The sequence below is a fragment of the Kineococcus glutinatus genome (genome assembly GCF_039542765.1).
In the GTDB taxonomy this organism is placed as follows: domain Bacteria; phylum Actinomycetota; class Actinomycetes; order Actinomycetales; family Kineococcaceae; genus Kineococcus_A; species Kineococcus_A glutinatus.
In genome coordinates, this window is record NZ_BAABIL010000359.1 from 1 (window position 1) to 8,608 (window position 8,608).

The following is an 8,608-nucleotide window of genomic DNA, read 5'->3' on the forward strand; positions in this document are numbered from 1 at the left end:
CTCCGCGGCGGCGGGCGTCGCGCCCGCGGTGGCGCCGATGGCGGCGGAGCCGGCGGCGCCGACGGCGACGAGGAGGCCGCGGCGGCCGACGAGGGATGTGCTTGCGGTGTCGTTCACGGTTTTCGGGACCTCCAGGGACGGGGGAGCGCGGTGGGTCCCCCGGGGGCGGGTGCGCTGCGCGCGGCCGGGCGCAGGTGGGCGCGGCCGGCTGAGGTCGCGCGCGGTCGCGTCTGGTGGGGGGCGGGACGTCAGCGACGACAGGTGTCGCTGGACTGCAGCGCGAGGTCGACGTGCAGCCGGCGCGTCAGGCGCGCGGCGGGCGGGACGGGCACTGCTCCTCCATCGGTCTCGGCGGGAGCACCGACCCGCGAGGGAGGTTGCTGCGGCGTCGTCGGGCCGAGTCCCTCGGCCGCTCGGGATGGCGGGCCGAAGTCAAGGGGATGGCTCGTGGCGCTGTCAAGCCACCACCTCGCCACCGCGCGGCTCCCGGACGCGACGAAGCCCCGCCGACGGGGCGTCGGCGGGGCTTCGTCGTGCGGGGCGGGTGGGTCAGCGGACGGGGTTCCAGCCGTCGCCGCCGGCGAGGTAGGCCTGCGCGGTGTACCCGGCGGCCTGCTCGTCGGTGAGCTGCGGGCGCTTGTCGTTCTGCGTCGCGCCCGCACCGGTGTTCTGGTACTCGGAGAAGCGCCCGTCGGTCCACAGGTTCGGGCTCATGTCCGCCCAGGGCTGGGTGGTCCGGACCGCCGCGGGCAGCGAGGTGTTGCGGATCGTCACCTGGCCGCGGGAGTTGTACACGACGCCGTTCTTGGTGTAGCCGTCGCTCCAGCCGCGCCAGGGCCGCCCCAGCGAGAACGTCCCGGCGGGGGCGTTGCTCGTGATGGTGGAGTCCGTGATGAGGATGCCGTACGGGTTCTTGTCGGCGGTGCTGGCCGCGGTGATGTAGCCGTTGTTGCTGTTGCTGCCGCGGGACAGGGCGTGGATCGTGCTGCGGTCGAACACCGCGGTGCCGCGGCCGAAGATGAAGTCGACGTCACCCTCGACGTAGGAGTTGACGAAGTACGACCGGGAGACGACGTTCGCGTCCGGGGAGTCCACGAGCAGGGTGTCCTGGTTGCCCAGCAGCCGGACGTTGTCGAAGACGAGCCGGTCGCCGGTGGTCTTCAGCGCCACGGCCTGCTCGGCGCTGTAGGTGTAGGCGGCCTCGTCGAAGGAGTTCTCGATCGTGAGGTCCTTCACCGTCACGTTGCTGCCGCTGACGAGCACGGACTGGCTCTTGCCGGTGCCGTAGGTGGTGGCGGTCCCCGGGATCGTGGTGCCTGCGGCGTTGTCGTACGTCAGCACCACGTCGCCGGCCTTGCCGGTGGTCCCGATGAGGGTGACGTAGCTCTTGGAGACGGTGATCATCTCCTTGTAGACGCCCGGCTTGACGGCGATGACCGTGGGCCTGGCCGCCGTGCCCGCCTTCACCGCGTCGAGCGCCGCCTGCACGGTGGTGTACTGCCCGCTGCCGTCGGCGGCGACGAGGACGTCGTGGGCCGGCAGCGCCACCCCGACCGGCGCGGCGGTGACCACCGCGGAGGCCGGCGACTCGTTGCCGGTCCGGTCCACCGCGGTGACCACGTAGCGGTACGTCGTGCCGTTGGCCGCGGTGCGGTCGGTGAACGAGGTGCCGGTGAGCGCGGTGGCGACCTGGTTGGCGGCGGTCAGCGCCACCTCCTCGCCCGCGGAGCGGTAGACGGCGTAACCGGCCAGGTCGGCCTCCGTCCCCGCCGCCCAGGTGAGGGCGACGGAGCCGTCGCCGGCCTCGGCGGCCAGCCCGCCCACCGCGGCGGGCGCGGTGGTGTCCGCCGGCGGGACCTCGCCGGTGGGGTTCCAGCCGTCGGCGCCGGCGAGGTAGGTGAACTTCGTGTACCGCGCGGCCTCGGCGGTGGTCAGCTGCGGGCGGTCGCCGTTCACGGCGGCACCGGCGCCGGTGTTCTGGTATTCGGAGAACCGCGCGTCGCGCCAGGAGAACGTCGAGGTCATGTCGGTCCACGGCGAGGACCTGACCGCCGCGGGCAGCTCGGTGTCGCGGACGACGACCTGCGCGACGGCGTTGGCGTCGCCGCTGGGCTGCCACGGCCGCCCCAGGGAGAACGTGCCCGCCGGCGCGTCGCTCGTGATGGTGGAGTCGGTGACGAGGAACCCGTACGCCAGCGACCTGTCCGTGCTGGCGGCGGTGACGTAGCCGTTGTTGCTGCTGCTGCCGCGGCTGGAGGCGTGCAGCGTGGAGCGGTCGAACACGGCGGTGCCGCGGCCGAAGACGAAGTCGACGTCGCCCTCGACGTAGGAGTTCACGTAGTACGAGCGCGCCAGCGCACCGGCCTTGGGGGAGTCGGCGTACAGGGTGTCCTGGTCGCCGAGCAGCCGGACGTTGTCGAAGACGAGCCGGTCACCGGTGGTCTTCAGCGCCACGGCCTGCTCGCCACCGGCCAGCACCACGGCGGCCTCGTCGAAGGAGTTCTCGATCGTGAGGTTCTTCGTGGTGACGTCGTTGCCCTTGATGAGGACCGTGGCGCTGCCGGAGGTGCCGTAGGTGCCCGAGCCGTCCGGCTTGGCGGTGCCGGCGGCGTTGTCGTACGTGATGACGACGTCGGAGGCGTCGGGCGTGGCGCCCAGCAGCGTCACGCCGGAGCGGGCGACGGTCAGCAGCTCCCGGTAGGTCCCGGGGCGGATGCCGACGACGAACGGCGCCGTGCCGGCGGGCGCGGCGGCCAGGGCGTCGGTGATCGTCGTGTAGTCGCCGCTGCCGTCCTGCGCGACGGTGACGTCCGCGCCGGCGACGGGGTCCCTCACGACGACGGCGGCCACCACCAGGGTGTCCGACGCGGCGGAGGTGTTCCCCGCCGCGTCCACCGCGCTGATGCGGTAGCGGTACGCCTGCCCCGTCGCCGCGGTGGTGTCCGTGAACTCCGAGGCCGTCGTGCCGGCCTGGGTCAGGGCGCTGAACGTGCCGCCGTCCAGGCCCTCGGCGCGGGAGACGACGTAGCCGGCGAGGTCGGCCTCGCCGTTGTCGGCCCAGTCGAGCACGACACCCTCGGCGGCGCGGGTGCCGCTCAGCCCGGCCGGTGCCGCGGGGGCCGTGGTGTCCGCGGTGGTCGCCGCCACGCGCTCGGAGGCGGCGGAGGTGTTGCCGCTGGTGTCGACCGCGCTGACGGCGTACTCGTAGCCGGTGCCGCTCGCCGCGGTGGTGTCGGCGTACGCGGTGGCGCTGACGGGCGCGGCGGTGAGCTGCTCGCGCTGCAGCGGGCTGCCACCGGCGGGCCAGCGGTAGACGAGGTAGCCGGCGAGGTCGGCGTCGGCGACGGCGGACCAGGACAGCTCCACCCGGGAGTTCCCGCCGACGGCGACGAGGCCGGTGGGGACGGCGGGGGCGACGTCGTCGACGCGCGCGGCGCTGGCGCCGCTCGCGGTGGAGGTGTTGCCGCTGAGGTCGATCGCCGTGACCCGGTACCAGGACGCGGTGCCGGCGGGTGCGGTGGTGTCGGTGTACGTCGAGGTCCCCACCGGCACGGTGGTGAGGGTGGTGTAGCTGCCGCCGCTCCTGCTGGCGCGGGAGACGACGTACCCCGTGACGTCGGCCTCGGCGCTGTCGGCCCAGTCGAGCACGACGCCGCTGCCGGTGCCGGTGGCGGTGAGGGCGCCGGGGGCGGCGGGTGCGGTGGTGTCCCTGCGGATCGCGCTCGCGGCGACCGGCGCGGACTCGTTGCCGCTGGTGTCCACCGCGGTCACGCGGTAGGAGGAGACGACACCGGCCGGGGCGGCGGTGTCGCTGTACTCCGAACCCGTCACCAGCGCGGTGGTCAGCAGGTCGAACCCGCCCTCGGCGTTCTGGCGGTAGACCCGGTAGCCGGCCAGGTCCTTCTCGCTGCCCGAGGACCAGTCCAGCTTGACGCGGGACGTGTCCGCCGACGTCTTCATCCCCGCCACCGCCGCGGGCGCGACGTCGTCGGTGCGGGTCGCGCTGGCGCTGCTCACCGCGGAGGTGTTGCCGCTCGCGTCGCGGGCGGTCACCCGGTAGTAGGACACCGCACCGGTGGGGGCGGTGGTGTCGGTGTACGTCGACGTCCCCGCCGGCAGGGTCGTCAGGGCGGTGTAGCTGCCCCCGCTCCGGCTGGCGCGGGAGACGACGTACCCGGACAGGTCCGCCTCGGCGTTGTCCGCCCAGTCGAGCACGACCCCGGCGGCGCTGCCGGTGGCGGTGAGGGCACCGGGTGCGGCGGGGGCGGTGGTGTCCTTGCGGGTGGCGCTGACGACGACCGGGGTGGACTCGTTGCCGGCCTCGTCGACCGCCGTCACGCGGTACCAGGAGGGCACGCCCGCGGGGGCGGTGGTGTCGCTGAAGTCCGACGACGTGCGCGGGGTGGCGGTGAGGCGGACGAACTCCCCGTCGGCCGAGCCCGCCCGGTCGACGAGGTAGCCGGCCAGGTCGTCCTCGCCGTTCGAGGACCAGTCGAGCTTGACGCTCGTCGTGCTCGCGGTGGCGGTGAGCTTGCGCACTGCCGCGGGGGCCGCGGTGTCGGGCACCACGACGGCCACGGCGGCCGCGGTGGAGGTGTTCCCGCTGAGGTCCAGGGCGCTGACCCGGTAGCGGTAGTCGGTGCCCGCCGCCGCCGTGGTGTCGGTGTAGCCGGAGGTTCCCGCGGTGAGGGTGACCAGCTTCGCGAAGCTGCTGCTGGTGCCGGTGGCGCGGGAGACGACGTAGCCGGCCAGGTCCGCCTCGGCGTTGTCGGCCCAGTCCAGCACGACGCCGGCGTCGGAGCGGGTGCCCGTCAGGGCGGCCGGCACCGCGGGGGCGGTCTTGTCCTTGCGGGTGGCGGTGGCCGCGACGGGCGCGGACTCGTTGCCGCTCTTGTCGACCGCGGTCACGCGGTAGTACGAGGGCACGCCCGCCGGGGCGGTGGTGTCGTTGTAGTCCGAGGAGCTGCGGGCCGTGGTGGTGAGCCGGACGAACTCCCCGTCGGCCGAACCGGCCCGGTAGACGAGGTAGCCGGCCAGGTCCTTCTCCTTGTTCGAGGACCAGTCCAGCTTGACCCGCGACGTGTCCGCCGACGTCTTCACGCCCGCCACCGGCGCCGGTGGCGTCGTGTCAGCGGCAGCGGCCGCGGCCGCTCCCGGGCCGGCGAGCAGCGTCAGGGCGATGAACGGGGGCAGCGCGCGGAGGGTGCACGCGCGCAGGGTGGAACCGGAGGGCGTGAAGGCGCTCGACATGCAGGTGTCTCATCTCGCGAGGGGACGGCGCGGCCCGCAGGTGCTGGGCCGGACCGCCCGGGCGTCGACGTCGACGGCGGTGCTGGGCGGTGGTACAAGTTTCAACGTTGAACGCGCCGAATCCGCCGGAACGGCCCGGATGTGGCCTGCATCACGCGAAACATCGCTCAAGGTGACCAACCACCCCACCGGCGTCATCCGGATGGCCGCCGGCCTCACGCCCCGTGACCCACCGCCGCGCCTGCGGGCACCACGCCCGAGGGCCGCCTACAGTCGCACCGTGGCGGTCAGTTCCCGGTGCACCCACGACCCGGTGCCCGTCGCGGTCCCCGCCGCGACCAGCGCCCTCCCCGAGCGCGCCCCCGGTCCCGCCGACGACGTGGTCCACATCGGCTGCTGCGACGCGCTGCTGGCCGCCGCGACCGACGGCCCCCTCTACGCCCTCTGCGGCGTCGACTGCCGCGAGCAGCAGATCCACATCGCCCTGCCCGACGGCGCGGAGGTCTGCCCGCTGTGCGCCCAGCGCGCCGGGGCCGCCGCCGAACGCGCCGCGGCCACCGGCGCCGACGCCTGCGACCTCGTCTGCCCCAACCGCACCTTCGGCGGCTGGGACGGGGCCTGACCCCGGCCCGACGCCCCGGCCCGACGCCCCGGCCCGTCAGCCGCCGTAGACGGTCCGCCCGTCGGGCATCTCGTCCTTCGCCAGCCGCCGCGTCAGGTGCAGCGCCTCCAGCACGAACTCCACCCCGGCCGCCGCCTGCCCCGGGCTCGGGTCGGCCGTCCCCAGCCGCTCCAGCACCCGGCCCAGCCCGCTGATCGCCCCCACCTGCTGCAGCAGCGCCGTCGCCGGCACCAGGTCACCCGTCTCCACCGTGCGCCCCTCGGCCACCGCGTCGGTGAAACCCGACAGGTCCGCCCCCGCCAGCCGGGACCGGAACGTCTCGGCCACCGCCGTGCGCAGCAGGTGCGCCAGCACCTCGACCTCGCGGCCCTCCTCGCCCTGCTCGAACTCCACCTTCCCGCCCAGCACCGTCAGCACCGTCGCCAGGTCGCCCACCCGCGCCACCGGCTCCGCCTCCTGCGTCAGCGCCGAGCGGCGCAGCGCCGCCGCGGCCACCGTCTCCGCCGCCGCGATCGAGAAGCGCGCCGACACCCCCGACGCCGGATCCACCGACGGCGACTCCCGCACCCCCCTGGTGAAGCGGGCCAGCACCTCCAGCAGGTGCTCGGGGACCTCCGCGACCAGGCGCGCCTCCTGCGCCACCAGCTCCACCTCCAGGGCCACCTCCAGCGGGTAGTGCGTGCGCACCTCCGCGCCGAAGCGGTCCTTCAGCGGTGTGATGATCCGGCCGCGGTTGGTGTAGTCCTCCGGGTTGGCGCTCGCCACCAGCAGCAGGTCCAGCGGCAGCCGCAGCTGGTAGCCGCGCACCTGGATGTCGCGCTCCTCCAGCACGTTGAGCAGCGAGACCTGGATCCGCTCGGCGAGGTCGGGCAGCTCGTTGATCGCGAAGATGCCGCGGTTGGTGCGCGGCACGAGACCGAAGTGGATGGTCTCCGGGTCGCCCAGCGCGCGCCCCTCCGCCACCTTCACCGGGTCCACGTCGCCGATGAGGTCGCCGACGCTCGTGTCCGGCGTCGCCAGCTTCTCCCCGTAGCGCAGGCTGCGGTGCAGCCACGACACCGGCAGGTCCTCACCCAGCTCCGCCGCCAGCCGCCGCGAGGCCGCCGTCAGCGGCGCGTACGGGTGCTCGTTGAGCTCGCTGCCCGCGATGACGGGCGTCCACTCGTCCAGCAGCCCGACCAGGGAGCGCAACAGCCGCGTCTTGCCCTGCCCCCGCTCGCCGAGCAGCACGACGTCGTGGCCGGCCAGCAGCGCGCGCTCCAGCTCCGGCAGCACCGTCTCGTCGAAACCCACGACGCCGGGGAAGCGGGTCTGCCCGGCGCGCATCCGGGCCAGCAGGTTGCGCCGCAGCTCATCCTTGACGCTGGCGTGCCGGTGGCCGCCGGCGCGCAGGGCCCCGAGCGTGGTGGGCAGGTCGGCGGGCGGGCGGGGGGCGACGAGGGCTGCAGCGGTGCCGGGGGTCACGGGGTGACCGTACGTCGCGGACCGCCGCACGGCGAGCACAGCCCCCTTCGTCCGGGACCACGGCCGACGCGCCGCGGACGCGCTCGCCACCGGCGCGGGGCGGGGTGAGAATCCAGCGGTGACGTCACCGACCGCGCCCCGCCCGCCCAGCAGCCGCGTCGTGTGGCGACCGGTCCAGCGCGAGTCCGACGTGACGCCCGCGCTGCGCATCGCCTCGGAGTGGTCCTGGCGCTTCATCGTCGTGGTGGCCGGCGTGGCGCTGCTGGCCTGGGGGCTGAGCAAGGTCTCCGAGGTCCTCGTCCCCGTGCTCGTGGCCGGGCTGGTGGCCGCCCTGCTCGGGCCGATCGTCAGCTTCGAGCACGACCGCGGGGTGCCCCGGCCCCTCGCGGCCGCCGTCACGCTGCTCGGGGCGGTGGCGCTCGTGGCCGGCCTCATCACGCTGGTGGGGCAGCAGGCCGTCAGCGGTTTCTCCCAGCTCAGCGCCTCCGCCCTCGCCGGCGTCGACGAGGTGGAGCGCTGGCTCGCGCAGGGGCCGCTGCACGTCTCCAACCGCACCCTGTCCGGCTACGTCGACGAGGCCACCGAGGCGCTCAACGCCAACCGGGACACGATCATCAGCGGGGCGATGGGCTTCGCGACGACCGCCTCCCACGTCGTGGCCGGCTTCTTCATCGCCCTCTTCGCGTCCTTCTTCTTCCTCCTCGACGGCCGGCGCATCTGGTCGTGGTGCCTGCACCTGCTGCCGCAGGCCGCCCACCAGCCCCTCGACGCCGGCGCGCGCGCCTCCTGGCTGACCCTGACCTCCTACATGCGGGCCACCATCGTCGTCGCGCTGGCCGACGGGGTGGGCGTCGCGGTGGGCGCGGCGGTCCTGCAGGTGCCGCTGGCGCTGCCGCTGGGCGTCCTCGTCTTCCTCGGCGCGTTCGTGCCGATCGTCGGCGCCCTGCTGGCCGGCACGGTGGCGGTCCTGGTGGCCATGGTGGCCCAGGGGCCGGTGACGGCCCTGGCGATGCTCGCGGTCGTCATCGGCGTCCAGCAGCTGGAGGGCCACGTGCTGCAGCCCTTCCTCATGGGGCACGCCGTCGCCGTGCACCCCCTCGGCGTCATCCTCGCCGTCGCCGCGGGCGTCACCCTGGCGGGCATCGTGGGCGCCCTGTTCGCGGTGCCGCTCGTGGCGGTGGCCAACACCCTCATCAGCACCCTCGTGCACGGCACCCGACCGGAGGACGTCGCGGCCATCGACCGCAGCGACGCGCCGCTGGCCCCGGACCA

Annotated in this window: 4 protein-coding genes and 1 riboswitch; of the genes, 2 read left to right on the forward strand and 2 right to left on the reverse strand. The window is 74.6% G+C overall.

The features are described from left to right. Positions 1-336 precede the first annotated feature (336 nt). Positions 337-425: riboswitch (SAM riboswitch) on the reverse strand. Between the two features lie 124 nt (positions 426-549). Further along, a complete protein-coding gene (locus ABEB16_RS13505) occupies positions 550-5,250 on the reverse strand; it encodes a pectinesterase family protein (protein ID WP_345712763.1) in 4,701 nt (1,566 codons plus the stop codon). A 280-nt stretch (positions 5,251-5,530) separates the two neighbouring features. Between ABEB16_RS13505 and ABEB16_RS13510 the strand changes: the two genes are divergently transcribed. Continuing rightward, the gene (locus ABEB16_RS13510) at positions 5,531-5,872 is read left to right on the forward strand and encodes a hypothetical protein (RefSeq protein WP_345712764.1); all 342 of its coding nucleotides are present in this window, start codon (positions 5,531-5,533) and stop codon (positions 5,870-5,872) included. Between the two features lie 36 nt (positions 5,873-5,908). Here ABEB16_RS13510 and ABEB16_RS13515 read toward each other — a convergent pair whose 3' ends face one another. Further along, on the reverse strand, positions 5,909-7,336 hold the full coding sequence (locus tag ABEB16_RS13515; protein ID WP_345712765.1) for a sigma 54-interacting transcriptional regulator: 1,428 nt from the start codon (positions 7,334-7,336) through the stop codon (positions 5,909-5,911). A 118-nt stretch (positions 7,337-7,454) separates the two neighbouring features. Between ABEB16_RS13515 and ABEB16_RS13520 the strand changes: the two genes are divergently transcribed. Beyond that, the coding region (locus tag ABEB16_RS13520) for an AI-2E family transporter (RefSeq protein WP_345712766.1) at positions 7,455-8,608 on the forward strand (1,154 nt) is incomplete at its 3' end.